Origin of the sequence: Aureimonas sp. AU20 (assembly GCF_001442755.1) — a bacterium.
Classification (GTDB): Bacteria; Pseudomonadota; Alphaproteobacteria; order Rhizobiales; family Rhizobiaceae; genus Aureimonas.
Map to the genome: position 1 here is coordinate 14,462 of NZ_CP006371.1, position 23,051 is coordinate 37,512.

Sequence of the window (23,051 nt, forward strand, 5' to 3'; positions counted from 1 at the left end):
GCGAAGCGTAGGTTCCGAGCATCGAAAGAACACGAACACGCCGGCCACCACCGATGAGAGGCCGGACAGACAAGGAAGCCTCCCATGAACCTCGCTCGCTCCTTCAACGCTTGGCGCCAGTATCGCAGCACGGCCAACGAACTGAACCGCTTGTCGCAGCGCGAACTCTCCGACCTCGGCATCTCGCGCTCCGAGATCCCGGCTCTCGCTCGCCAGTCGGTGCGCTAACCCATTCCCCATCCGTCCAGGCCGGTCCTCCCCCGGCCTGCGGCGACCCGGCCAAGAGGTTTCTCCCACCCCTGGCCCTAAGCTGACGCCCTTGCCGGTCCTCCCCCGGCAAGGGCGTTTTCGTTTGCGCACGCTCACTTAAAACACCTTTTGCTGCAGGTGTTTCAGGTTTGGAAGAACGCCAACGATTTGAACTCAACTGATGTCGAGGCGTTTATGTAAGGCTACTCAGGACGCAGTAGCGCACCAGGAGTTGGAACGACAAAGCCGCCCGCTTGGCTCCGGCTCCCGCAGCTTGTGCACAACGGGCAAACCGAAACGCTGCGAGGTGATCATGGGCCGTCCCCTACCAGTGGTGGTGGGCGCACGGGCAAGGACAGAGTAGGAGGCAGACTGTGGGTTCTGGGCGGTTTGCGGATCGTCTCGCTTCGAGGAAATCACCTGCGAGAAACCACAGTTCGCCAGTCCGCATGGTCTGACCATCAGCATTAAGCCGGCGCTGGGCGCCGTTCAGGATATCCTCTCCTGCTGTCTGATCAGAACCTATATCGCAACGATCCGATCACGTTGCGGCCTTCGTCGCGGTAGCAATAGCCAGCTTGGCAACTGTCGGCGCGCTTGTCGAAGAGGTTCTTGGCGTTGATTTGGGCGCTAACGCCCTCGAGCTTCGGATTGGCTTTGCCGAAGTCGTATGACAGCGACGCGTCGATAAGGACGCGCGGGTCGTTGCGGGACGTGTTGGTGTCGTCACCCCAGCTTTGGCCGAGATAGCGAACGCCCGCCCCAAAACCAAGCCCTGCGGCCTGTCCGCTCTGGACGGTGTAATCGCTCCAGAGCGAGAACTGATGAGCGGGAATGCCGGACGGGACGCGTCCCTCATTGTCGCCCGCCGTGATCTCGAGGTCGAGATAGGTGTAAGCGGCAGTCAGGCTCAAACCTGCCATGAGGCTCGTTGTCGCCTCCAACTCGACGCCCTTGGACTCCACTTCCCCGCGCTGGATCTGGAAGTTCGGGTTATTGGGATCGCTCGCCAGAACGTTGGTCTGACGAATGCGGAAGAGCGCGGCATTGACGACCAAGTTGATGTCGGTCGGCGCGTATTTTACGCCGATCTCCTCCTGCCTGCCCTGCGACGGGTTAAAGGAGGCGCCGCTGAAGCTGTTGCCGATCACGGGCGAGAACGAGGTCGAGTAGCTGACATAAGGCGAGATGCCGTTGTCGAAGAGATAGCTCAGACCTGCGCGGCCGGAGAATTTTTCGTCGTCTTGTTCGCTGGTGCTGACGCTGAGCTGGTTGAATGCCTGCTGGCTCAGCCAGTCGTACCGGCCGCCCAGCGTCAGGACGAGGCGGTTGTATTGGAGCTGATCTTGGAGGTAGACGCCTGTCTGGTTCTGCCGTGTCGTCGTCGCGACGAAGTCGAGAGCGGGGGAGGCGATCGCCTGCGCGCCGTAGTTTCGCGTCACGAGATCGAGGTCTGGCGCGCTGCCCAGCCCGATCTTATCGTCCACATCGACATGGTTGTAGTCGAGCCCGCCGAGCAGCGTATGGGCGACCGGTCCCGTGTCGAAGTGCATCTGCGCTTGATTGTCCACAGCGATCGAGTCGAGATTGTCCACGATGCGTCCCGTAGACCGGCTAGCGGTCAATCCGTCCGCCGAGAGACTGCCGATCGAGGTATACTTCACGTCCGCATCGATATGCGCGTAGCGTAGGTTTTGGCGGACGGTCAACGTGTCGTTGAACCGATGCTCGAACTCGTAGCCAACCCGGCCTTGCCGTTGGTCGAAGTCGCCGAAGGCAGGGTCGCCGGACTCGAGGTCCGTCGGGCGGCCATTCTGGTTGAAGTAGGTCGCGTTGCCGCCAGTCGTGATGTCGGCATACTCGCCGAGGATGGTCAGATGCGTGTTCCGGTCGTCGGAGCGCAACGTCAGAGCCGGGGCGATGAACGTGCGGTCGTCGGGAACACTGGAAAGATCGGTCTCCGCGCCGCGCGCTAGGCCTGTGATGCGATAGAGGACGTTATCGTTGCCCGCCAACGGGCCGGATGCGTCGAACTGCGCCTGGTAGCGGCTGTTGTTGCCGATCTGGGTTTCGATCTCACGGAACGGCGTATCGGTCGGGCGCTTGGACGTCAGGTTGACGATGCCGCCGGGCGAGCCCCCACCGTACAGAACCGAGCTTGGACCCTTGAGGACGCTGATGCCTTGCAAGCCGTAGGGCTCGGTCTTGAAGATCGAGAAGTTGCCGGTGAGCTCGCGCAGGCCATCGCGATAAACGCCGTTGTAGACCACGTCGAAGCCCCGGATGTAAAAGCTGTCGAAACGTGGATCGAAACCAAAGGCGCCGACCCGCACGCCTGGCGTATAGGTCAAGGCTTCCGAAAGGCTTTGGACGTTGCGGTCCTCCAGCTGCTGTCGGGAGACCACCGAGATGGACTGCGGCACCTTATTGAGCGGCGTATCGGTCTTGGTTCCAACAGCCGCCGCCTTGGCAACGTAGCCGTCGGTTTCCAGTCCGCTGCCTTCTCCTTCTCCTGGTGTGGTTGAACCGGCGCTGCCCTCGACAGTGACGGTGTCGAGTTCGATCGTATCCTGCGCGCGCGCCATCGTCGTGCCAAACGACGTGAGACAAGTGCATCCCAGAAGGGCGGCGGCGAGCGCGCGGGGTGCATTGCGAGCAGCGAACATGGTGAATCCTCAAGGCATGCGACTTGTGATCGGCTGGTTGCCTGCGTAGGGAAACATGACTTAAAGAGTCAATATTTTCGAATAGCGCCTTTGGGCCTTTTTGCAGGGCGTTCTGTGAAAAAATGTTATGGAACAACAACTTGATTTTGTATCTCGTTCATAGCGGACCTGGCCAATCGATGCCAAGGTGTAGGCATTGCGGCAGATTGGTCACAGCTGCGTGACCTCACTTGCCACTCAATCCGAGGGCCGGTCCTTTTCCGTCCCGCAGACGCAGTTCTTCGACCTTGGATCGTCGGAGGCTGAACCATGGAGGGTCTTCGTGCACGTCCCACCTGGGGAAGCGCCGGCTGGGGGATGGCCCCTCCTCGTCATCACCGATGGCAACGCGATGATGGCGACGGCGGTGGATGCCCTTCGCGTCCAATCGAGCTACCCTATGGGTACCAATGTCGGGCCGGGTGTTATCGCAGCGATCGGCTACCCGACGGACGACGCATATGATCCGCTGCGTCGCTCCTTCGATCTCTCGCCACCGCCAGGGCAGTCCTATCCGCCATTCTTCGAGGGTGGGCCGCAGGTGCTGACAGGAGGCTCGCAACGCTTTCTCGACTTCATCGAGGGGGAGGCGCTACCTTTTCTCGACGGCCTTGCGCGGATCGATCCGGCACGGCGCACCTTGTTCGGTCATTCGTTCGGAGGCCTCTTCGCCTTGCATGCTCTGTTTTCGGGGTGCGAAGCATTCTCACGCTATGTCGCAGCCAGCCCAACCATCTACTGGGAAGGCGCAGGGCTACTCGACAGCGAACGGCGCTTCGCTACCGAGCATCGAGAGAAGGACATCGTAATCCATCTCTCGGTGGGCGAATATGAGGGAGACGCCCTCGCGCCGTTTCAGTACGGTCGCGAAGACACTGAGAAGCGCCTTTCCAATGCACGCACAGCCCGCACGCTCGAGCTCACAAGGGAGATGGCCGCACGTCTTTCCACGCTACCCCGCACCCGCGTCTGCTGCGAGATTTATTCGGGTGAAACCCATATGACGATGCTGCCTATCGCCGTGTCGAGGGCCATCCGAATGGCGTTTGAGATCGACGCTGTTTGATAGTGGTTGCCGACCTCGTAAAACCTCCAGAATGACCCGGCGCTGCACCGGTTGCGTTGTTGCCGTTCTAAGCGTGTTCGACACCCCGAACAACGACGTTAGGAACCGTAATAGCTGGGCAATGTCCTACAACTGCCGTGCTAATTGGACACAGCGCCCACATGTGGGCGCTCGCATGTCTTGCCTCACGCGCCAGCCGGTCGAGAACCTTCGTTTCTGTCAAAGGACGGTCGAACAAGTAACCTTGCCCCAATCCGCAACCGGCCTCCATAACGAAGGCGCGGTGCTCGGCAGTCTCGATACCTTCTGCGACGATGCCAAGCTGAAGGCGATGGGCAAGGGTGCATACGGCCGCAATGATAGCTGAACTGTTCTCATCGATACGGCATCTGTCTACGAATGAGCGATCGATTTTCAGCTTGTCGAAGGGAAACCGCTGAAGGTAACTCAGCGATGCGTAGCCTGTGCCGAAGTCGTCAAGGGCGATCCGGCAACCCAAGTCGCGTAGCGCTCGTAGGGTGCCGATCGCCACGGCGTCGTTTTCGATGAGCGCGGTTTCCGTGATCTCGATCTCAAGCCGTCGCGAGGCAACGTTGTGGTCCCTCAACGTTGTGGAGATGAAGGCTGCGAGGTCAGGATCGGTCAGCTGTCGGGCTGATATGTTGACGGCAACGAAGACATCCTCGGGCCATGCTCGCGCTGTCTCGATTGACTTATCGAGAATCCATCGGCCTAAGCCCAAGATGAGGCCGCTTTCTTCAGCTATTGGGACGAACCGTGATGGAGGCACGGCGCCAAGTTCGGCATGATCCCAGCGTACAAGCGCTTCGAAGCCCAGCGTCCTATTGGCTTGCAAATCCACGACCGGCTGGAAATGCAAGTGGTGTTCACCCCGTTCGAGAGCGCCTCGCAAATCGTTCTGGAGACGGTGGCGATCGAGAAATGCCTGCCTCATCTCCGGTTGGAACTCGATGGTACGACCACGACCTGCGACCTTAGCCTCGTAAAGTGCTAGATCGGCATCCTTTAAGGCTTCCGAGATGTGCGCTGGTTCACCTGTGCCAAGGGTGCGCAGGCCCAAAGTTACCCCGACCACGATATTACGTCCCACCGACGCGATAGGTTGGCGCATCCGATCTAGAATGCGTTCGCAGGCCAACCGGCTGCGTCGCGTCGCGTCGTTTCCCTCATATAGAACCGCAAACTCGTCGCCGCCGATGCGAGCCACGAGCGCTGCATCATCTGCTGCCTCAATGAGCCGACGCGAGACCTCGCCCAGAACGACATCGCCGACATCATGTCCATAAGTGTCGTTCAGCGTTTTGAAATGATCGACGTCTATGAGGATAACGGCGCACCCACGATCGATCGCGAGGCTCTCAAGCCGCACTCCAAACTCAAATCGGTTCGCCAAACCCGTCAACGTGTCGGTTCGCACGGTTCGGTCGAGCCGGCTGTTCTGTCGAAGCACAAAGATGACGAGGGCCGCCCCGAACAGAACGAGCATGAGCGTCACTGTGCAAAGGCTGACGAAGACGAGGCGCAGCTGCGTCTGATTATGGGCCACCTCGTCGCCAGCCATGGCGTGGCTGCGCGACGTCATTCGTGCTAGCGGTTGCACTAGCGGATCTAGGCTAGCTTCGGCTTGAGCTACAACCTCAGGGCTCGGCATACGATCCAGCAACAACTCTACATCTGTGATTGCCCTGGAAAGACGTGGAATGAGGTCGTCCCGCATTGCGGAGATCGGGAAGGTTGCGCTGTTCAGCAGGGTCGTACGGTTCTTCAGAATGGCGGCGCGCAACTCAAGCTCGTGCAGATCGTCTGCACTCTTGGCTTTGGCGAAAGCGAGTTGCAGTCGGAGGAGTTCTGTCAGCGTCTGTGTGGCGTCAAAGGTCCGGTTGTATCGCGATGCCTCATCGATGCGGTGCTGATAGGCAGCCGCCAGTACCGAGACCGTAACGGCGGTGACCGCAAGAAGCGCTGTCACCGCCACAAGTCCGATCCGCAGCCGATGGAAGCTGCGCGGTAGCGTCAACTTCCCTCGACTGATCACGGCGTTACAACAATCTCGGCGAGCTGCCAGACAGCACGACTATAATAAGCCTGATGCTGCGTTTCAGGTCGTTGATCGAAGGGGAAAACTAGGAAGATCGGCCCTTTGTCGCTGACCGGCATTGGGACACCATTCTGCCTCGTCGCAAATAGGCCGTCCCCAGCGATAATATCACTTACCTTAGCCTCCACCACGTAGTCGTTGAGCGCGATAAGCTGCAGGTTCTCGCCATGTGCGCCAACGGCTTGGAACAGGTCCCGGGCGGAAACGCCAGCGAACTCCACTGGGGTATCGTGCCAGGGAGTCGTGGTGGCGAAGCGGGTTTGCGGAAGCGCATCGAGGGCAGCAGCGTCGTACTCGACCCGACCGTCTTCAACATCGTCTCCAACCATGCCGATCACGCGGAGCATCGTATCGGCTGCTGCAGCGCGCAACGGCCTCCAGAAAACGAATGGTAGGACAGCAAATGCCAAAACGACATCTCGGCGGCTCAGCATACGGAACTCCAGAAACAAGGAGGCCAATCGCTAACTCACAAACTTTAAATTCGTGCTTCCTTCTATTGATCGAAAGTACGATCTTTCGAACTCATTAGCGGGTAAATCTGCATCCTTCCCACGCTTCTCGCGCGGAAGATACGTGGAGTGAACCCCGTTTCACAGAACATGCGGCGGTTGGGTTTGAAGGGATCGCAGCGCACGACGATCCCCATGCCCTTACGCAGACCTTCGCCAAAGTCCAGTATTGCCTGCACCGCCTGCGGACCCCATTCCCAATCCTGTGAACAAAATAGGAACAAAAGCTTCCCCGCAAGAGCGTTCGGAGTCATGGTCGCCGCACGGAATCAGGAGGGGCTGCGATGTCGAGATTGTCGGAACGGATCACGGATCTGTCGCTCGAAAACGATCTGGACGCAGCGATCGAGGAAGCCATTCGGACTTGTGGAGGCGACGCCCGCGTGGCGGTTGGAGCGCTGATCCTGGGTCAGCGTTCGCTCCATGAAGCCTATGCCCAAAGGATTTCGGCCGGGTATGTCAGACGGGAGCTGTACAAATGACCGGCGGGGGGCGGCGAACACAGCGGTGGCCGACCATCTTCGACGCGCACCGCGCCGACCTGATGCGATCGGCTTATCAGCTTTGGAGCGACTGCGTGCCCGCGATGATCAGTCTGCGCACTGACAGTCAGGATTATCACGCCGTTGCTCGCCTTCAGGCCTCCACCATCTCCTTTTCCAAGGAGATATCCGGGGGCCAGTCCTGGGTGAGCGTCGGCTCTACGACGCCGGCTTCCTATCAACCCAGCTGGCAAGCTGGGCGCGACGGCGAGATAGACGCCATTGTCTCGGAATGCGGCGGTGACGAGCGGCGCGCAATCCGAGCTCTGCTTGATGCCGTGAAGCGGCTGGAGCACGACCAAGAACGCTTTCTGGCGCTTCACCTGTAAAGACCGGACAGGAGAGGCTCTGTTCTCATGGCGCCGAAGGGAACAGTAACTCCGCTGTTTGGCTTCGCGGGCTCGCCAACAGATGGCGACATTGGCTCTGGGCGTAAGCACGGCCTACGTCATTCGGACGCTTTTAAGGTCGTCGGGCACATGCTTCAGATGGCAGCTTTTAAATGAGCGTACCCAGCTACGCTGTTCGGAGGAGGCATTGGAGGTGGATGGGCGATACAGAGCCGCCTCATGAACGCTCCGTCAGACAGCCTCATTCGCCTTGTTTATTCCTCCCGGTTGCGAGCCAACGTATCTGCCGAAATGGTCGCTGACATTGTCCGCGTTTCCGACAAACGGAACAGAGCTGAAGCCATTACCGGCATGCTGGCCCTTGATGACAGCCGTGTTTGCCAGATCTTGGAAGGGCCGCATGATGCCGTTGTGGCTCTCTTCCACGCGATCGAACGTGACAGCCGGCACGAGGGTGTCGTTGAACTCAGCCGTAAGCCTATCGTCTTCAGAGCCTATAGCTCTTGGGGCATGACACAGCGATCGATGGCTGAAGCTGCAATGGTAGCGTTCGCGGACTGATATCGAGGCCCTGTGCCGGCTGGAGGCGTCCAATCCCGCCTTCTTCGTCGGGCTACTCGACTTCATCCTGGCGCACGAGCCGACCTTGATGGCGTTTGCCGGCACGGCGGGGCTGGACCCGGCCGAGGTGGGCCTGGCGCGTCAGCGGCTGACCAGTGCCTCTGACCTGGCTCCTTAGGAGCGAGAGAGGGCTTCACTCCGTCGCCATCGCCTCGTTGCCGCCTTGGATCTCGGCGTCAGAAGACTGGTATCGAATGAGATGCACCGCTGTGCGCACGTCCTGAACGGCCTCCGCCAGGGTCTTCTCAACCTCCCCCAGCTTGGCCAGAGCTTCGATCAGGAGGGCGTTGCGACAGGCAGGCATAGGGGGTCCTCGACCTCAGGGAAACCTACAAATTTCAACTTATAGTGGTTTTGATTTCTTAATAATCCCCTCTTGAGTGTGAGGTCCTTACCTGATTTGCAGCGCGGCAGAATGCCACTCATGCTGCCCTTGTGGGTCATGACAAGACCGCATGTTGGGGTCACGATATCAGCCTCAAAGCAGACATCGTTCGAGCCGACGACGGAGAGCTCTCTGGTGATTTTGAAGGTGGATCCGGTCGATGTGGCCCTTGGCTTGCGAGTGCGGGCGTATCGAATGCAAAAAGGCCTGAGTATGCAGACCTTAGGGGGGCATCTCGGCGTCACCTACCAGCAGATCCAGAAGTATGAAACGGGTCGCAATCGCATCAGCGTATCGACGGCAGTTCGTATCGCCAGAGTGTTGGATTGCTCCCTCACGGATCTCATAGGCGCTGTTGAGTCGGGGAATGGTGATGCCAAGCCCCTGTTCGCAACCCGACTATCGCTTCAACTCTCTCGAACGGTGGCTGAACTCGCCACGCTGCCACCCAACGTTCGCAATCTGGTGTCTGATCTCGTCAGGGCGCTGTCGCAGTCGTCCGAGGGTCAGGATCTACCCCTCGGCGTCGCTTCGCTCACCCCGTGCGACGACCCGCAGGAGGTTGTCGGGAAGCGGGCGCTGAAGCGCTGACGCCTCTTTCCAGTCCCCGACTAGCCAGAGGTCGAACTCGTCGGGTTCGGTCAGGATGACGGGCATGGCCTTGGGGTGGATTGCGCCGACCGTCCGGTTCGCCTCCGTCGTCAGGAAGCCGAACGCCTCCACCGTGACCTCGCCCTCGGCCTTCTTGCGAACGCTCGTCCATTCGGTCCAGAGACCGGCAAAGGCCATCAGCGGCCGGTCCTCGCTGCCCGCGAACCAGACCGGGACCTTCTTGCCGTCCTCGTCGGTGTCGTATTCCGAGAACGAGGTGAATGGCACGAGGCAGCGATGGGCTGGGCCGAGCCAGCGGCGCCAGTGCGGGCTCTTGGTGTTGCGAATGTTCGTGATGCCCGGATCGGTCGCACGGCCTTTCAGGGCGAAGGCCGGCGAGGGCATGCCCCAGCGCGCCATCGTCAGCTCCCGCTCGCCGTCCACCGTGCGCACGATCGGCGCGCTCTGGTCGGGAAAGATGCCCGGCATGGGTGGCAGGTTGCCCGTGCGGTCCTTCATCGTCCGCGTGAACGCCAGGATCGCGGCCTGGCCCTTTGTCAGCGAGTAAAGGTTGCACATCAGGGGATCTCGCTGCCGGAACGGGGGAAGGCGCTGCCCTTCACCATGTGTTCGCGGTAGGCTCCAAGGCAATGTCGATGACCGAGGACGAAGCTGCAGATGGCTGACCAAAGGCTTCCAACCCTGGAGCAGGAGCGCGCCTTTGCCTCGCTCACGGACATTCTGGAAGGCCGACCCGTCGACACGTCCATGGAGCGCATCGTGCGGGACCGGGAGGCGATGGAACACACCTTGTTCGAGATGATGGCAGACAAGCCTCAGGCTCCAACCGCGACCCTCCGGCGGCCTTCCAGGCGGTGGCTTGTCGCGGCCGCGATTGGCCTCGGAGCGCTTGTCGTCTGGCTGACCTCGACGCCGGCACCGGCAGCCGGGCGCATCGAAGGCCGCGCGACCGTCGTGGACGGCGACACGCTGGCGATCGAGGGCACGAAGGCGAGGATCCGGCTCTACGGAATGGACGCGCCCGAGAGCAGCCAGACCTGCGACGACGCGGCGGGCAAACGCTATCTCTGCGGCGGCCGGGCAGCGCAGTATCTCGCCGACCTGATCGGCCGTTCCGGGCGCGTGACGTGCTTCGAGGAGGATCGGGACCGGTACGGGCGGATCGTCGCCGAATGCGCCACGCTGGGCAACGTCGTGCTGAACGCCGCCATGGTGAAGGCGGGTTGGGCGATCGAGTACAAACAGTACTCGGACGGGCGCTACAGCCAGGAGGAGGCGGAAGCCAAGGCCGCCAAGCGCGGGATCTGGGTGGGCCAGTTCATCGAGCCGTCCAGATGGCGCAATCAGGGCCAGCGGCTGGAAAGCGAGCGCGTGGCCGAGGGGCAGCCCAAGGGTTGCGACATTAAGGGCAACATTTCAAGCTCGGGCAAAATCTACCACATGCCGGGCCAGCAGAATTACGGGCGCACGAAGATCAATGAGAAGGCCGGCGAGCGCTGGTTCTGCTCGGAGGCAGAAGCGCGAGCTGCCGGGTGGCAGCCCGCAAAACGCTGAGGATTGAGCTGTCAGGCCAAGTCCACGTAATAGGCCACGCCTTCGAAGCTGTAGTTCGGGAGGTTGGCGACGATGGAGTCTCGCTCGGCTTCGCTTGTCGTGTAAAAATGCGCGCCGGTCTGCTTGTTGAAGAACCGATACAGCTCTTCATGCGCGCCGTTTTCGCTGCTCGTGTAGGCTTTATAGGCGACGCCCTCATAGTTGAAGTTGGAAAGCGTGCGGATCACCTGATCGCGCTCTGCCGCGTTCGTGGTGTAGAAATGGGCACCGGTATCCCGGTTGAAGAAGCGGAACACATCGGTCGTGTTCGCCCCGCTCTGCGTCGCGGCGTCGAACGCTTCTCCCTCATACCGGTATTGAAATAGGTTCTGAGCGATGCTGTCCCGCTCGGCCACGTTTGAGGTGTAGAAGTGCATCCCCTTCTCCGTATTGTAGAAGCGGTACACGGACCCCTCGTCGCCCACCGGGAGCTTGATCTCCAAAGCCGCCGCTCGCTTCTCGTAGAACGAGATGGCTTCGTTCGTTTCCGCCGTCGAGAAGGGATGCGTCAGGCCACGGCTGTTCAAATCCTCCCATCGCAGATTTCCGAGGAAACTCGGCTGGGCGCGAGCGAACTGCCACAGCTGGTCCGTCGTGAAGGTCCCGTCGGGCGTCTGAATTTGCTCGATGTAGTTTTCGGGTTTGAAGAAATCGATGATGTAGACCGTCTCGCCCGTGTTCAGGTCCGAAGCGACGAAATGGCGGTTGTCGATCAGGGCCGTGACGGCTTGAGACGAAGGCCCGAGCGTTTGGGTGTAGAGCACGTCATTGGCGGAACTGCCGCGATCGGCAATCGTGATGGTGGTGTTTGGTCTGGAATAGTAGGTATCGGCGCCGCTCCCCCCGATCAGGATCGAGTAGGCGGAACCGGCTTGCGAGGTCAGAAAATCATTCCCCGCAAGCCCGTATGTGACGCTGCCTGTGATGCCGACGATGCTATCGGATGCGGATGTCCCAATACGCTCAGCGAACCGAACCATGACCTGCCATTCCCTCCCAGCAGTTTGAACACGTCTAAAGATGCACGTGTCAGTGGTAAGGGGAACGGCGCTGGAAACGGATCACGCGGGAGTGATTGGATGGCAGTCGGTCCGAAATGGCTTCATCAGAGACCTGCATTCAAGACGTTGGGACACCTTTGCGACCAGGCGCACGGCGTCCAGGTGCCTTTGCCGGGGCAGCATCCTGGCCCAGGTTGATCACAACCGGGTTCGGAGAATGATCGAGGGAAGCACCGGTCGCAGCGTCCACTCCAACACCGATCAATCCCCCGGCGACGATGTTGCCGGCCATCGAGGCCCCGCCGCCGCCGCTCACACGAGTTCCCACAGCGACCGTCTGGGGGGCGTAGCCCGGCGCGCTGGCGGTCACCGTGAACGAGTCCTTCCTTGGGATTTTCACCACGCAAGAGCCCTGGCACTGCATGCCGTTCGACAGCCGAACAGCAGCATTCGAAGGGGTGACGTTGATCGCAACGTCCTCATTGCTCCCGCGAGTGATGGTCCCGCAGCCCGTGAGCAAGAGGGTAGATGCCAAGGCAAGAAAGGCAGATTTTACGTTCGTCCCCTAGTTGAATGTGGCGAAATCGTGATGGCACTTTGCGAGAAAATGAGCAATCTAGGAGTGCGGTTTAACGCTCTGTCGTTGTGGGTATCTTCGTAGTCGGGCTTGCTCGGGTGGCGGACAGGTCACGCCTTGGCTGAGCTCCCCAAAACAAAGCTCAAGACGACGGTCCACAACCGAAAGATGATCGCTTTAAGGAGGGGACGTCATGCGAAACTGGCTGTGTGTGGGCGCTGCGCTCCTGAGTTTGGCGTCGCCAGCATCGGGTATGTCCCTGAGTTCGCTTGCGCAGATTGCTCGGCCAGCTGCATCTTCACCAGCGCCGATGACGCCGATCCCTGACAAAGGGGTTCGTGTGGCCCAGGCGTGCTGCAAGACCTGCTCCAAAGGCAAGGCATGCGGCGATAGCTGCATCAGCCGGGAGAAGCAGTGCCATAAGGGGCAGGGCTGCGCGTGCGACCAGTGACCGCTCTCTCTGATCTCACGCCGATCCAGATCCGAGCGCTGATCAAGCTCGATACCCCAGGCGGTGACCCCGACAGCGTAGGCCGGCGGATCGAAGAGCTATCTCCGCAGATCCTGATGGGCGTGTTCGAATTGCTCGAACTGAAGCTCGCGACATCGGAACTCGGCTGGCAGAACACGGCCTGGTTCCGGCTGACGCCGAAGGGACGGGCTGTGCGGGAGTTTGGAGAAGCGTGATGTTTGCCTTCGCGGGCTCGTCAGCAGGGGGCGCAGAACACCTTGGAGATCGACCGAACGGCGGCGTTCGCCGTGTCGCTTCCGGGTCATTCAGGGACTCTTTCGAATGGCCCGCGTCTCCCTGACAAATGAGCCGGGTGACGCGGGCCGAACTGCTCATGGCGCAAGCAGTCCGCAGAATATAACCTGTGATTATAATATTTCAACGACAGTTTGGATTTCGGATCGACGCCGAGGTAACGCACCGTGGTCTCGACCTGCGTGCCGGGCTGGATGACACCGCCATGCGGGAGATCGAGCGCGGGCTATTGATAGCGCCCGAAGCAGCGCCAAAAGAGGCAGGGCTGTGCGAGTGATCAATGACCGTCCTCTCCAACCTCACGCCTATCCAGATCCGAGCGCTGATCAAGCTGAATACGCCAAGCGGTAAACCGGAGGGGTCAGAAGGGTTGAAGGGCCAGCGGCGGGGCAACGGATGCCGGCTGATCCGTCGCGTTTCCGGTGGGGCTAAGCACAGGGTCGCTTTGGCGAACGGGACTCGCGCGGAGCCGACTTCGGGTTGATGGACCTGATCTGTGAAAACAAAAAAGGACCGAATGGCTCCTTTGCGATGTCTGTTATCGCATCGGCCAGCCGTCCTTGCGGCGAGCGATATCTCGATTGATGCGTCTGCTGGCTATTTTGAAATAAGCAATGGCGACTGGCATCGCGGCCAAACCGAACAGGGCGACCAAGAGCAGCGGATCCATGTCGGACATTTCAGCTCTCCGCTTTCATCAAGCCCACAAGATAGAATGCCACGGCCTCGGATACGAGTGCAAACAGGGTTGCGGGCATCACGGTAAGGGAGACTGGATGTTGCGTGCTGGGATCTGCGAGATCGGCAAGCGCGATCCCGTATCCAGATCCGCCTCGATCATATCGAGGAAGGCGGGTTCGGCGATCATAAAAGCGTTGGAGACGGCGTTTCGGAACTCCGCTTCGACTTCGGTCCCGGATACCGTGTCTACTATACTCAGCGCGGAAACGTCATCGTCATCCTGCTTTGGGGTGGCGACAAGAGCACCCAACAAGGCGACATTCGAAAGGCCAAGAAGCTGGCCGCCGATCTGGAGGATTGAGCATGGTCAAAATCAGCGAACTCGAAAAGTACGACGCTGCCGACGTCCTCGAAACACCCGAGGATCGCGCGAGCTATCTGTCCGCAGCCCTGGAGGACGGAAATCCTGTCATCATCCGTAAGGCCCTGCAGGCCGTCGCTCGATCCATCGGTATGAAAGCGGTCGCTGAGGCGGCCGAGGTGTCCCGCGAAAGCCTCTACCGATCGCTCGGTGAAAAGGGGAACCCTGAGTTCTCAACAGTTCTGAAGGTCATGAAGGCGATGGGCATCGGGCTTGCAGCGATCCCGATCTCTGCAGAACAAGCCCCCTCGGAAGCAGCTTGATGATCTTCAATCGCGTGCACGCAGCTCCATGAGCCGCTGCGCGACGATCTCGCGCGTCGGCCGAGGCCTCGACGGGATACGGATCACCTGATACCGCCCCTGCGTCAGGAGCTTGTCTCTCGCTGCGTCCTTGCGCGCATCATGCGATCTATCGTCCAGCTCGATCACGGCGTCGACCTCACCCGAAGCGGGGTCCATCACGACGAAGTCCACCACCTTCTGGCTCACCTTGTTGCGCGACAGCGAATAGGCCTTCCGGCTCAGCCCGGCCCGGGGCTTGAGCAGTGCGCCCATCGAGACTTGGCAGTTCACATGATGGCGCGGCAGCAGCGCCCGCAGGATCGTCAGAAGCTCCAACTCCGCTTTCGTCAGCAGGGGGCGGCGTTCCAGCTTCGCCTTCGGCTTCAGCAATGCAGCCAGCACCGCATAGACGAGCACCAAGGCAACGCCGGCAATGGCATAGGGCGCGAAGGCGGCGAGAGGCGAGGCGTCGGTCATGCTGCTCCATAGCAGCATCGCCGCGACCATGAACCAGTCAACCCCAGCGACACGCCGACCCATCTGACCCAACACCACCCCGCCGGCTCGTCCGTTCCCCGCTGCACTGCCGCTGGTCCCGGCCGCGCCCTTCCCGGCCTCTTCGGTATCCCGCGCCCTGGCCATACCCCGGTCGATGACGGCCCAGCGCCAAGCCATAACCGCTGCGCGGTCCTCCTCTTCGTTCTGGTCCACGGCTGCGCTAGGGATGTTGGCCAGCCCTGCCCTCGCGGATCGGGTGGCTGCGGGGATTGGTCCCGCAAGCTGAAACCCCTAGATTGGAGGCGAACGTGAAGATCGACAGGCTCCAGATCGCCAAGGCTCTCAAAGCTGCCGGTATCGATCAAGACAAGGCCGACGACCTCGCGTAGGAACTCGCCAACGCCTACGACAACGCGGAGAAAGACATGGCCTCTCTCAAAGACCTCGATGTCATCAGCAACCGCTCCGATGCGCGTCTTGCGGAGGCACAGGCGAGGGTTCAAGATGCGCTCAATCGTCAGATCATCTGGATCGTGGGCATCGCCTTCTTCGTGGTCGGGGCGATCGCCGCTATCGTGAAGCTCTGATAAGCCTAGGAAGGCGGCTCCTGCGGGCTTCCATTCTCGCCACGCCCACCCTTCAGCACGGCGCTACACAATTGCGGAGAAGAGCATGGTTTCCATGAAGGATCTCGAGGAGATCAGTGCTCGCTCCGATGCGCGCATCAAGGCTGCCGTTAACCGCCAGATCGTCTGGATCGCCGTCATCGGCTTTGTCTTTACTATCGCGATCGTCGCCATCGTGAAGCTCTGACAAGCGACATAAGCGTGTCCCTTTAGGCCGAGCTTTGGTTGCTGTTCTCCCAAGCTCCTGAAGGGGTATCGGCTCTTCGAATCCGCTGCATCTCTGGCCGAAGATCTGCACTTGGTACACCGGTCCGGGCGCGGTGTGCCAGAGGCGAAAGCCAGGGGTTGGCTGGACCCAACCGGCGTGCTCGAGTCCCTCCAGGCTTGGTTGCAGACTCGTTGATGGCATAAGGTCCCTCGTGTTCCCTTTCCGAGCCTGTGTAGAGAGAGGGTCCCGCGAGCCGCAAGGCCGACGCGCGTCGCTCGGCGGCAGCGGCCGGACGGATGGTTGAGCGGCCCCTGTCGGCTTGCGGGCGGATGGGGGTTTGGACGACGCCGGTGGGGAAGGCGATCGTCTCGTTGTAAGCTCGATTATTGTTGGTCGAGATCACCGAAAAGCCGGACCTCAATACAGAGGTGGCCGATTAGTGGGTGGCGTCTTGCTTTTCCCCTCGGCGCACGAGATCAGCTTTCCTCTTCCAGGAGGCGCGCGGCGATCTGGAAGCCGGTTTCCAGAAGCGTGGCATCGATCAGCGCACCCACCATGCGGTAATCAAGTGACGCAGCTAACTCACGGGCCTTCGTGAGGAGATCGACAAGGGTTCGTTCCGGCTCTTGGCCTTCATGTTCGAGCTCCGAGGGTTGAGAACGTTCGATGTCCGTCAGATACCCGGAGATATGGGTAAGACGCCCAGCCGGGGTTCGAAAGCAGCGGCCTTGGGAGCGGACCCGCCGCGTGCCATGCAGCGTGCTGCGAAGCCGGTACTGCGCCACCATGGAGTCCCCCGCCTCAATCGCCATCTTGACGACCTCATCGAGCGCCACTCGATCGTCGGGATGGATCGCGGCGATGAAACGCTCCGGGCTCATCCCATGGCGACCAAGTTCGACCGGCACATTGATGTACTCGCAGACGCGTTCGCAGGCGATCACCAGATTGCTGCTGACCTGCCAGTTCCAGATTCCGATCAGATCACGGACAGCCTCATCGGTCTCAGGGTCATTCACCATTATGACAACCCCAGAGCATATCAGGCATAATCGACTTTCATCACGAGGCGAACAGTCGTACAAAGCTTCCGTCGCAATGTCCACTCTCTGGGGTGGCCGGATCATAATCTTAAGTTGTTGATCATGCAGACTTAGTGATTGTAATCTGAAAAAGCCCTTGAGGATCGCAGACCTTGAGCAATGACCCGATCGATATCCATCTAGGCAAGCGGATCGAGCGGCGTCGCTTGGATCAGGGCCGATCGCTTCAGTCCGTCGCGACGGATCTCGGCATCACGTATCAGCAGGTTCGCAAATATGAGAACGGCGAGAACCGCGTGAGCGCTAGCACGCTTTATCGACTCGCCATGGTGCTAAAGGTTCCGACGAGCTTCTTCTTCGAAGGAATGGAGGGCGAGCCCCTCGACGAAGTGAACTTGGCGAAAGAGGCAGTGCTCGAACCCGCCGTGGAGGACATGCTTTCCCGGATCAGGGATCCTGAGATAAGGGGGGCGATCCGCCACCTGTTCGTGCGAACGGCCAATCTTGGATCTCGCTGACCACCCCACATGAGGAGTCGTGGGCCGAAAGCAGACCACCAGCTATCAGCGTGATCGAGCGAAAAGTTGCTGTTCTGCAGAAGACCCATCATAGTCGTTCGAGGCTTCACCACAGACGGCAGCTGTCGAGTTCGGCTGCAATGTCGAGATAGTGGACGCCTGACCTTAGTTAGGCGCGCATCAGCGGCTCGGCGATGTACATGGAATTGACCGGCGCACTTGAGCAAATCCGAAATGCCCGACAACGCAGCATCAATCCCCTCCCTATCGGAAAGGTCGAACGCTCGGCGGTCGACGCTCAGCTTGTTGGCAAGCGGCCTGAGGAAGGGGAGCGGTTGGATCTGCCTTCCATCTTTGCGTTAGCGACGCTGGAGCGAGATGCTCGTCGTTAAAAGGAATGTGTTCAGCTGACAGGACGTCAATTCCGATCCGCGTTTAACTTCGCAATAAATGGTCGCCTGCTACCGTCCCTTGGGTGCCATCCTCAGGCGTCCTCAGGAAGGATTCATACATGAGAAGCTCATTCTTGGCGTGTATGCTCGCGGCAACCTTCACCCTGATCGGTGCCGCCGCCGCCGCCGACCTTCCCAACCCGAGCGGTCCCGTCGTCCTCACCATAAGTGGCACCATTTCCAACACCAACGGTGACGGGATCGCCCGCTTCGACTTGGCTGCCCTTGAGGCGATAGGTGGACGTTCCGCCACGATGGAAACACCTTGGACGGATGGTCCCACGCAGTTCAGTGGTCCCTTCCTTCGCAACGTCTTAGCCGAAGTCGGCGCTAAGGGCTCAAAGGTGCAGCTTATCGCGCTCAACGACTATGCTGCCGACATACCTGTTGGCGACGCGACCGGTCTCGACACGATTCTGGCGACCCGCATGAACGGAAAACCGCTTTCCGTTCGCGACAAGGGACCGCTGTTCCTTATCTATCCGTTCGACCAGTCGCCTGACCTCTACAACGAGAAGTATTTTTCCCGGTCCGTATGGCAGATCAAAGAGATCAGGGTCGTTGAATGACACCCGCTCTCGCCGGGGGCCGCGCCTCGGTCCGTAGGTCGACCCGAGCAACGTGGCTCTCGCTGGCCTCTTCGGTTTTGTTGCTCGCGCTACTCGTTGCCGCTTATGTGAATCTCGCCAACCGCAGCAGCGGCTTGCAGGACGGAATTCGAGAAGACGCTCTTTGGGCGGTCTACCAGATCGGCCACGAATCGAGCGCACTGTCATCGACCCTTCGCGACACGCTGGCAGATGGTATGATCGACGACGCGGAGGCCAAGGTCCTTGGACTGCGCTACGATATCCTATACTCGCGAATGACCGTCCTCGACGGTTCAAGATACGGTGCCTATTTCTCCGACGAGAACGACATTCGCAGCAAGCGCGTTCATGCGCGCCAGCTTATCGCATCATTGCAACCGACCTTCGATGCACTTGACGCTGGCGCAAGGTATGTGGACGCTCTGCGCGCCGCATTGAGGGACGTCCGCGAACTAGAAGTCACGGCCGAGGATCTGCTGCTTTTAACCAACACGGCAGTTTCTGCAGCCCGCGCAGACGCACGAGCCGAGCTTCTTCGTCTACAGGACGTCGCAGCTTGGATTGTGCTCGCTCTATTCGTCTCGGTCGGGCTGCTCGTCCTAAGCCTCTGTCGACGTCTCCAGGCCACCAGAGCTATCGGTCAGCAGATCCAGGCCGTAGCCGACGAGATGAAGGGAGCCTTCGCCGCCGCGGAGGCCGGGAATCGGGCGAAGTCCGAATTTATGGCGACGATGAGCCATGAGATCCGTACCCCGCTGAACGCCATCCTCGGCATGTCGGAACTCCTCTCAATGTCGAAGCTTTCCGCGGATGATCGCGAAAGCGTTGCCGCGATCGGGTCGTCCGGCACAGCGCTGTTGGAGGTCATTAATGAGATCCTGGACTTCACCAAAATCGAACACGGCAACCTCTTGTCGGAGTGCATTCCTTTCGACCCAGTCGAGTTGGTGCGCGAGGCCAACATCGTGGTCAACGTACGGGCTCTGGAGCGCGGCAACTCCATCCTGTTCGAGGGCACAAGCGTTACCGGCTTCTACGAGGGGGACCCCACCCGCTTACGGCGTGTCCTCATAAATCTTCTCAGCAACGCGACGAAGTTCACCGAAAACGGCTGCATCCGAGTTTCCCTGCGCGAAACAGGCACGCCCGACGCACCCCGTCTGCGCTTCGACGTATCGGACAACGGCATCGGCATCGCCCCCGAAGCGCGCCCTCTCCTGTTCCGGCCTTTCAGCCAGGTCGACGGTTCTATCAGCCGACGCTTTGGCGGAACAGGTCTTGGCCTTGCCATCTGCAAACGCATTGTCGAGGCTGCGGACGGCGAGATCGGCGTCGAAAGCGCGGCCGGTGTTGGAAGTCGCTTTTGGTTTGAGGTGCCAGCGCATCGCACAAAGGAAGCGCCATGCTCTTCATACGTTTCCACCCCATTGGCCCAGAACACGACCGCGCGCCGCAACGTGCTCGTGGTCGAGGACAACGTTTTCAACTGGCGGGTCGCGGCCCGCTTCCTTGAGCGCTTAGGGCACACCGCAACTTTTGCCGAAAACGGCGAGGCTGCGGTGAGGTTGGCGGTTAAAGGCGGGTTCGATCTGGTGCTGATGGACATGCATATGCCCGTCATGGATGGCCTCGAGGCGACACGACGCATTCGCGCCTCCGGCGAGCGCGTGCCCGTCGTTGCTCTGACCGCGAACGCATCCGAAACGGACCGGGAACGCTGCGCGGCAGTTGGAATGAACGGGTTCGAGACCAAGCCCATCCCGATGGATCGCCTGCGCGCGCTTGTGGAACGCTGGTGCGATGCGCAGAACGCAACTCTCAGCACCAACCCCGATCTTGGTTCCAAACCTCTCGCTGTTGTGTCGGGTGTAAGCCCGCTGGATATGGACCATGAGAGAGTGGCCGATCTTGTCGCGGCATTAGGCGAAGACGGTCTGGCCGAGCTGCGCGAGGAGTTCAAAAAGGACGCACGGTCCCTCCTCGCTGAACTTTCGGCCGCCCTCGGGACGGGCGATGCGATGGTCACTGACCGGGTCTTCCATACGATCAAGGGCGCTGCCTCGAACGTGGGCTATAGGGGGATCGCCGAACTCGCGGAAGCGGCACGCCACAAGGAGGACAAAGCCGGGCGGGAACCGTTGGAAACCGAACTAAGACGCCTGTTGGCTGGTGATCCGGAGGGGGAATTGGCGGCATGACCAAGAAAATCGTGGTCCTCCTCATTGAGGACAATCGTACCAATCTTTTGCTCATGCGCAAGCTTGTGGAGCACGCGGGCGCGTTCGAGGTCGTGTGCTTCACCGATCCGCTGGAGGCGGCCGCCAAGCTTAATGCTGTCCCCTTCGACATGGCCATTGTGGACCACCAGATGCCCGGCATGAGCGGCATCGAACTGATTGGGCGCATCCGCACCGAGCCTGGCAATGCCGACAAGCCAGTTGTAATGGTGACAGCGGACCGCGATACCGAACTACGCTTGGCCGCGTTGCGCGCGGGTGCTGTCGATTTCCTAGCCAAGCCGATCGATCCGGTGGAGTTTTCGGCGCGCATCGCCAATCTCGGCCGCCTTTGCGAGGCGCAGCGGCAGCTCGCAAATAGGGCGGAGTGGCTGCGGTCCGAGGTGGAAGCCGCGACGGCGGAGTTGCGACGCCGGGAAGAGGAAATCATTTACCGCCTGACGCTCGCTGCGGGATATAAGGACGAAGATACCGCCGCCCACACTGTGCGGATGGCGCGAATGTGCGGTGAACTCGCGCGAGAGCTGGGGCTTTCGGCGGAAGCGTGTCGCGACATCGAGATGGCTGCTCCTATGCACGACATCGGCAAGGTCGGCATTCGAGACGAGGTACTTCAGAAGCGTGGTCGGCTCGACGATCTCGAGATGAATCATATGCGCGAGCATGCACGGATCGGAAGCGACATTCTTCATGGGTCGGAGTGCGATCTCCTAAGGCTGGCGGCAACGATCGCCATGACACATCACGAGCGATGGGATGGAACCGGATACCCCAACCAGCTTGGCGGAACCGACATTCCCTTGGCGGGCCGTATCGCGGCAGTCGCGGACGTCTTCGACGCGTTAATTAGTGACCGACCCTATAAGCAGGCGTGGACCCGCGAGAAGGCGATCGCCTACATCGCTGAGCAGGCTGGGCGCCAGTTCGACCCAACCTGTGTGGTAGCCTTTCTTGCCATCATAAGTCGGGAAACCAGCACGGAGCGAAAAATCGAGCTCGTAGCCTGAATGAGTATCAGATCATAGTCTGGGCTGCCTCTGCGCAAACCGACATTCGGCAGCCGGCGCTCGGCATCATTCTTTCTGGAAGCGTCAGATCGGATACGTTCTGCCAATTGGTGCGACCGCAGCTGACCGCTCCAATTGACCATATCACGTTGCCGACCGCTCAATTCAACAGTCAGGACCCGTGCCCCTTCGCCATGACCAACGAGGTTTTGGAGCAAGCAAGCGATCGCGAGATCAAGCGGCAGACTGCATTCGGGCCTTGCTTGAGTACATACGCTCGTCTGCCCGACGGGCGATGCCGTCGATAGTGTCGTGCGAGCAGATTGCTGTAACGCCGACGCTCGCTCCGATATGAGCCGTACCCTGCGGCACGATGACCGGCTGCTCGAGCGCTTCGCAGATACGATCGGCAACAATGCGAGCACGATTGCGATCGCCGATCAGAAGCACAACGAATTCATCACCGCCAACCCGGGCCACGAATGACTCCTCACCAACGATTATTTGGATCCGTTTGGTTGCAGCACATAAAACCAAGTCTCCCGCATCATGCCCCAGCGTGTCGTTGACAGACTTGAACCGGTCAAGATCAACTCCCAACCAATGGAGACCATCGAGCCTCTCCTCGAGCGCTTGGCGCATGACAGCCTCAAGTTGACGCCGGTTCCAAAGGCCGGTCAGAGGATCCGTTGTTGCCAAGCGTTCGACGGAACGGTGATCGAGCAGGGCTTCTACCGCTCGTTTATATTGTAAACGGCAGTGTCCTACTACGGAAACGATGCCGACCAGCATTGAGATGGCAACATAAGTGCTCGTCGTGTCAACCAAACTGGTTAGAAAGATTGCAGGTACTGCTAGGGGTATCGCCGTTTGCAGGTAACCAATCTTTGGCTGTAGAGCGACATAGGGGATCGGACCGTAGGCCATGCCAACGGCTGTCGCGAGCGCCCAATTCAGCATCGAAGAATCGCCACCAAGCACGATGAACGAAGTAAACGCTGCGAACGCCAGAGACAGTCCGATGCCTCCAACACCGTACGCAATTTGCCAGCAGATCTGAATTCGGCGCAACTGCGAGCGATCAGCGAACCGAGCGTACGCTTCTGCTACGACTATTCGAATAAGGCAGGCGAGCCAAACAATGATCGCGCTCAGCCAGATCCCAAGAGGAGGCGAATTGTGAATGGCCGCGATCGTAGGCGCTATCGCGATGAGGACCATCCATCGAACGCCTGATCGCGACTCGTACATCCCTGCCGTCAGATCGGCGATCACATCGTCGGGAAGGTCCCGATAGGGTGGTATGTTCATGCGTTTCATACCCGGCCATTCCCTATGGTCGGGGGAAACTACCTAACTGGCGTTAACTAAGTGTTCAAAGCGTGCAG

The 23,051-nt window shown here is 60.0% G+C and carries 27 protein-coding genes; 17 read left to right on the forward strand and 10 right to left on the reverse strand.

From position 1 onward, the window contains the following. Positions 1-84: 84 nt before the first annotated feature. Positions 85-228 (forward strand): DUF1127 domain-containing protein, encoded by a 144-nt coding sequence (locus tag M673_RS23870; RefSeq protein ID WP_082640069.1) that lies wholly within the window; start codon positions 85-87, stop codon positions 226-228. A 536-nt stretch (positions 229-764) separates the two neighbouring features. On the opposite strand, the gene M673_RS22505 is transcribed toward M673_RS23870, so the two are convergent. Next, complete coding sequence (locus M673_RS22505) at positions 765-2,915, reverse strand: TonB-dependent siderophore receptor (RefSeq protein WP_082640070.1); 2,151 nt, start codon at positions 2,913-2,915, stop codon at positions 765-767. 220 nt (positions 2,916-3,135) lie between these two features. Between M673_RS22505 and M673_RS22510 the strand changes: the two genes are divergently transcribed. Then, a complete protein-coding gene (locus M673_RS22510; protein WP_061979051.1) occupies positions 3,136-4,020 on the forward strand; it encodes an alpha/beta hydrolase in 885 nt (294 codons plus the stop codon). A 67-nt stretch (positions 4,021-4,087) separates the two neighbouring features. Here M673_RS22510 and M673_RS22515 read toward each other — a convergent pair whose 3' ends face one another. Further along, complete coding sequence (locus M673_RS22515; protein WP_148640233.1) at positions 4,088-6,058, reverse strand: putative bifunctional diguanylate cyclase/phosphodiesterase; 1,971 nt, start codon at positions 6,056-6,058, stop codon at positions 4,088-4,090. A gap of 14 nt (positions 6,059-6,072) precedes the next feature. Beyond that, positions 6,073-6,486, reverse strand: a complete 414-nt coding sequence (locus M673_RS22520) for a hypothetical protein (RefSeq protein WP_148640234.1) — start codon at positions 6,484-6,486, stop codon at positions 6,073-6,075. 449 nt (positions 6,487-6,935) lie between these two features. Between M673_RS22520 and M673_RS22525 the strand changes: the two genes are divergently transcribed. From M673_RS22525 to M673_RS25030, 4 genes are all read left to right on the forward strand, one after another. After that, positions 6,936-7,133, forward strand: coding sequence for a hypothetical protein (locus tag M673_RS22525; protein ID WP_061978993.1), 198 nt, complete (start codon positions 6,936-6,938; stop codon positions 7,131-7,133). Further along, a complete protein-coding gene (locus tag M673_RS22530) occupies positions 7,130-7,522 on the forward strand; it encodes a hypothetical protein (protein WP_061978994.1) in 393 nt (130 codons plus the stop codon). The genes M673_RS22525 and M673_RS22530 overlap by 4 nt, the downstream gene beginning before the upstream one ends. A gap of 240 nt (positions 7,523-7,762) precedes the next feature. Then, a complete protein-coding gene (locus M673_RS22535) occupies positions 7,763-8,104 on the forward strand; it encodes a BLUF domain-containing protein (protein WP_082640071.1) in 342 nt (113 codons plus the stop codon). Between the two features lie 19 nt (positions 8,105-8,123). Further along, a complete protein-coding gene (locus M673_RS25030) occupies positions 8,124-8,282 on the forward strand; it encodes a DUF3572 family protein (protein ID WP_274534692.1) in 159 nt (52 codons plus the stop codon). A 15-nt stretch (positions 8,283-8,297) separates the two neighbouring features. Here M673_RS25030 and M673_RS24750 read toward each other — a convergent pair whose 3' ends face one another. After that, complete coding sequence (locus M673_RS24750) at positions 8,298-8,468, reverse strand: hypothetical protein (protein ID WP_156421158.1); 171 nt, start codon at positions 8,466-8,468, stop codon at positions 8,298-8,300. Positions 8,469-8,606: 138 nt separating this feature from the next. Here M673_RS24750 and M673_RS25235 point away from each other — a divergent pair, with 138 nt between their 5' ends. Continuing rightward, positions 8,607-9,140, forward strand: a complete 534-nt coding sequence (locus tag M673_RS25235) for a helix-turn-helix domain-containing protein (protein ID WP_374755576.1) — start codon at positions 8,607-8,609, stop codon at positions 9,138-9,140. Here M673_RS25235 and M673_RS22545 read toward each other — a convergent pair. Beyond that, complete coding sequence (locus tag M673_RS22545; protein ID WP_061978997.1) at positions 9,063-9,719, reverse strand: SOS response-associated peptidase; 657 nt, start codon at positions 9,717-9,719, stop codon at positions 9,063-9,065. The two genes, M673_RS25235 and M673_RS22545, sit on opposite strands and share 78 nt — an antisense overlap. Positions 9,720-9,818: 99 nt before the next feature. Here M673_RS22545 and M673_RS22550 point away from each other — a divergent pair, with 99 nt between their 5' ends. Next, positions 9,819-10,715: a thermonuclease family protein gene (locus M673_RS22550; protein ID WP_338013602.1), complete on the forward strand. Its 897-nt coding sequence runs from the start codon at positions 9,819-9,821 to the stop codon at positions 10,713-10,715. Between the two features lie 11 nt (positions 10,716-10,726). Here M673_RS22550 and M673_RS22555 read toward each other — a convergent pair whose 3' ends face one another. Then, positions 10,727-11,734, reverse strand: a complete 1,008-nt coding sequence (locus tag M673_RS22555; RefSeq protein WP_061978998.1) for a hypothetical protein — start codon at positions 11,732-11,734, stop codon at positions 10,727-10,729. Between the two features lie 1,036 nt (positions 11,735-12,770). Here M673_RS22555 and M673_RS22560 point away from each other — a divergent pair. Continuing rightward, positions 12,771-13,019, forward strand: coding sequence for a hypothetical protein (locus M673_RS22560; protein WP_148640235.1), 249 nt, complete (start codon positions 12,771-12,773; stop codon positions 13,017-13,019). A 617-nt stretch (positions 13,020-13,636) separates the two neighbouring features. On the opposite strand, the gene M673_RS24755 is transcribed toward M673_RS22560, so the two are convergent. Further along, a complete protein-coding gene (locus M673_RS24755) occupies positions 13,637-13,777 on the reverse strand; it encodes a hypothetical protein (RefSeq protein WP_156421150.1) in 141 nt (46 codons plus the stop codon). Between the two features lie 93 nt (positions 13,778-13,870). Between M673_RS24755 and M673_RS23885 the strand changes: the two genes are divergently transcribed. Next, entirely contained in the window at positions 13,871-14,140 is a 270-nt protein-coding gene (locus M673_RS23885; RefSeq protein ID WP_082640092.1) for a type II toxin-antitoxin system RelE/ParE family toxin, read from the forward strand. A 2-nt stretch (positions 14,141-14,142) separates the two neighbouring features. Continuing rightward, positions 14,143-14,463 (forward strand): addiction module antidote protein, encoded by a 321-nt coding sequence (locus M673_RS22570; protein WP_187301372.1) that lies wholly within the window; start codon positions 14,143-14,145, stop codon positions 14,461-14,463. Between the two features lie 6 nt (positions 14,464-14,469). On the opposite strand, the gene M673_RS22575 is transcribed toward M673_RS22570, so the two are convergent. Then, the gene (locus M673_RS22575) at positions 14,470-15,159 is read right to left on the reverse strand and encodes a DUF2726 domain-containing protein (protein ID WP_148640236.1); all 690 of its coding nucleotides are present in this window, start codon (positions 15,157-15,159) and stop codon (positions 14,470-14,472) included. A 248-nt stretch (positions 15,160-15,407) separates the two neighbouring features. Between M673_RS22575 and M673_RS24760 the strand changes: the two genes are divergently transcribed. Both M673_RS24760 and M673_RS25130 read left to right on the forward strand, forming a co-directional pair. Continuing rightward, positions 15,408-15,569, forward strand: coding sequence for a hypothetical protein (locus M673_RS24760; RefSeq protein ID WP_156421149.1), 162 nt, complete (start codon positions 15,408-15,410; stop codon positions 15,567-15,569). A gap of 94 nt (positions 15,570-15,663) precedes the next feature. Continuing rightward, on the forward strand, positions 15,664-15,795 hold the full coding sequence (locus M673_RS25130) for a hypothetical protein (RefSeq protein WP_274534691.1): 132 nt from the start codon (positions 15,664-15,666) through the stop codon (positions 15,793-15,795). Between the two features lie 497 nt (positions 15,796-16,292). On the opposite strand, the gene M673_RS22580 is transcribed toward M673_RS25130, so the two are convergent. After that, the gene (locus M673_RS22580) at positions 16,293-16,838 is read right to left on the reverse strand and encodes a PAS domain-containing protein (RefSeq protein WP_061979002.1); all 546 of its coding nucleotides are present in this window, start codon (positions 16,836-16,838) and stop codon (positions 16,293-16,295) included. 173 nt (positions 16,839-17,011) lie between these two features. On the opposite strand from M673_RS22580, the gene M673_RS22585 reads away from it, so the two are divergent. The 4 genes from M673_RS22585 to M673_RS22600 all read left to right on the forward strand — a co-directional run bounded on the left by M673_RS22585 (position 17,012) and on the right by M673_RS22600 (position 21,663). Then, positions 17,012-17,377, forward strand: a complete 366-nt coding sequence (locus tag M673_RS22585; protein ID WP_061979003.1) for a helix-turn-helix domain-containing protein — start codon at positions 17,012-17,014, stop codon at positions 17,375-17,377. Between the two features lie 511 nt (positions 17,378-17,888). Beyond that, the gene (locus M673_RS22590) at positions 17,889-18,398 is read left to right on the forward strand and encodes a molybdopterin-dependent oxidoreductase (protein WP_061979004.1); all 510 of its coding nucleotides are present in this window, start codon (positions 17,889-17,891) and stop codon (positions 18,396-18,398) included. Beyond that, entirely contained in the window at positions 18,395-20,617 is a 2,223-nt protein-coding gene (locus M673_RS22595) for an ATP-binding protein (protein ID WP_061979005.1), read from the forward strand. The genes M673_RS22590 and M673_RS22595 overlap by 4 nt, the downstream gene beginning before the upstream one ends. Then, on the forward strand, positions 20,614-21,663 hold the full coding sequence (locus tag M673_RS22600) for an HD-GYP domain-containing protein (RefSeq protein WP_082640076.1): 1,050 nt from the start codon (positions 20,614-20,616) through the stop codon (positions 21,661-21,663). Before M673_RS22595 ends, M673_RS22600 begins: the two co-directional genes overlap by 4 nt. 234 nt (positions 21,664-21,897) lie before the next feature. Here the strand turns inward: M673_RS22600 and M673_RS23890 are convergent, their stop codons facing one another. Further along, positions 21,898-22,983 carry a GGDEF domain-containing protein gene (locus M673_RS23890; protein ID WP_082640077.1) on the reverse strand — a complete coding sequence of 362 codons (1,086 nt, stop codon included), beginning with the start codon at positions 22,981-22,983 and terminating at the stop codon, positions 21,898-21,900. Positions 22,984-23,051 lie beyond the last annotated feature (68 nt).

Coding starts and splice junctions, on each gene's coding strand:
- M673_RS23870 (WP_082640069.1), top strand. CDS start 85: ATGAACCTCGCTCGCTCCTTCAACGCTTGGCGCCAGTATCGCAGCACG.
- M673_RS22505 (WP_082640070.1), bottom strand. CDS start 2,915: ATGTTCGCTGCTCGCAATGCACCCCGCGCGCTCGCCGCCGCCCTTCTG.
- M673_RS22520 (WP_148640234.1), bottom strand. CDS start 6,486: ATGCTCCGCGTGATCGGCATGGTTGGAGACGATGTTGAAGACGGTCGG.
- M673_RS22525 (WP_061978993.1), top strand. CDS start 6,936: ATGTCGAGATTGTCGGAACGGATCACGGATCTGTCGCTCGAAAACGAT.
- M673_RS22530 (WP_061978994.1), top strand. CDS start 7,130: ATGACCGGCGGGGGGCGGCGAACACAGCGGTGGCCGACCATCTTCGAC.
- M673_RS22535 (WP_082640071.1), top strand. CDS start 7,763: ATGAACGCTCCGTCAGACAGCCTCATTCGCCTTGTTTATTCCTCCCGG.
- M673_RS24750 (WP_156421158.1), bottom strand. CDS start 8,468: ATGCCTGCCTGTCGCAACGCCCTCCTGATCGAAGCTCTGGCCAAGCTG.
- M673_RS25235 (WP_374755576.1), top strand. CDS start 8,607: ATGACAAGACCGCATGTTGGGGTCACGATATCAGCCTCAAAGCAGACA.
- M673_RS22545 (WP_061978997.1), bottom strand. CDS start 9,719: ATGTGCAACCTTTACTCGCTGACAAAGGGCCAGGCCGCGATCCTGGCG.
- M673_RS22550 (WP_338013602.1), top strand. CDS start 9,819: ATGGCTGACCAAAGGCTTCCAACCCTGGAGCAGGAGCGCGCCTTTGCC.
- M673_RS22555 (WP_061978998.1), bottom strand. CDS start 11,734: ATGGTTCGGTTCGCTGAGCGTATTGGGACATCCGCATCCGATAGCATC.
- M673_RS24755 (WP_156421150.1), bottom strand. CDS start 13,777: ATGTCCGACATGGATCCGCTGCTCTTGGTCGCCCTGTTCGGTTTGGCC.
- M673_RS22570 (WP_187301372.1), top strand. CDS start 14,143: ATGGTCAAAATCAGCGAACTCGAAAAGTACGACGCTGCCGACGTCCTC.
- M673_RS22575 (WP_148640236.1), bottom strand. CDS start 15,159: ATGGCTTGGCGCTGGGCCGTCATCGACCGGGGTATGGCCAGGGCGCGG.
- M673_RS24760 (WP_156421149.1), top strand. CDS start 15,408: ATGGCCTCTCTCAAAGACCTCGATGTCATCAGCAACCGCTCCGATGCG.
- M673_RS25130 (WP_274534691.1), top strand. CDS start 15,664: ATGAAGGATCTCGAGGAGATCAGTGCTCGCTCCGATGCGCGCATCAAG.
- M673_RS22580 (WP_061979002.1), bottom strand. CDS start 16,838: ATGGTGAATGACCCTGAGACCGATGAGGCTGTCCGTGATCTGATCGGA.
- M673_RS22590 (WP_061979004.1), top strand. CDS start 17,889: ATGAGAAGCTCATTCTTGGCGTGTATGCTCGCGGCAACCTTCACCCTG.
- M673_RS22595 (WP_061979005.1), top strand. CDS start 18,395: ATGACACCCGCTCTCGCCGGGGGCCGCGCCTCGGTCCGTAGGTCGACC.
- M673_RS22600 (WP_082640076.1), top strand. CDS start 20,614: ATGACCAAGAAAATCGTGGTCCTCCTCATTGAGGACAATCGTACCAAT.
- M673_RS23890 (WP_082640077.1), bottom strand. CDS start 22,983: ATGAAACGCATGAACATACCACCCTATCGGGACCTTCCCGACGATGTG.